The 389-nt window shown below is 53.0% G+C and carries 1 protein-coding gene; it reads right to left on the bottom strand.

Annotated features, from left to right (window positions below; genetic code table 11):
• A partial coding sequence (locus tag ciss_RS09715) for an electron transfer flavoprotein subunit beta/FixA family protein (RefSeq protein WP_439951278.1) occupies positions 1–389 on the bottom strand: 389 nt, incomplete at both ends.

The raw sequence follows: 389 nt of genomic DNA, 5'->3' as shown, positions 1-389 counted from the left end.
TGCTTGCCTTTGGGAAGAAAGATTTCTTTTATCTCTACTTTGGGTGCGGCATTTACCCCGAGGTCCGCAGCGTTTATGACCTTTAACTCTTTTTTCTTGGCCTGCATGATGCCTTTCATGGAAGGATACCGCGGTTCATTTAACCCCCGCTGGGCGGTGACAAGGGCCGGCAGGGGTACTTCAACCACCTCGGTGCCACCTTCGATTTCCCGGTGACCGGTAATCTTGCCTTCCTCGACTTCAAGCTTGGTAACAAGGTTAATTTGGGGTAAACCTAAAATCTCGGCTACCCGCACCCCCACCTGGGCGGAACTGTCGTCAATGGCCCGCCAGCCGGCTAAGATAAGGTCGTATTCCATTTGCTGCAGCACTTTCGCCAGTACTTCGGC

Origin of the sequence: Carboxydothermus islandicus, from assembly GCF_001950325.1 — a bacterium.
In the GTDB taxonomy this organism is placed as follows: Bacteria; Bacillota; Z-2901; order Carboxydothermales; family Carboxydothermaceae; genus Carboxydothermus; species Carboxydothermus islandicus.
The sequence above is the reverse complement of the archived record's forward strand: the minus strand, read 5'-3'. Positions and strand labels throughout refer to the sequence as shown.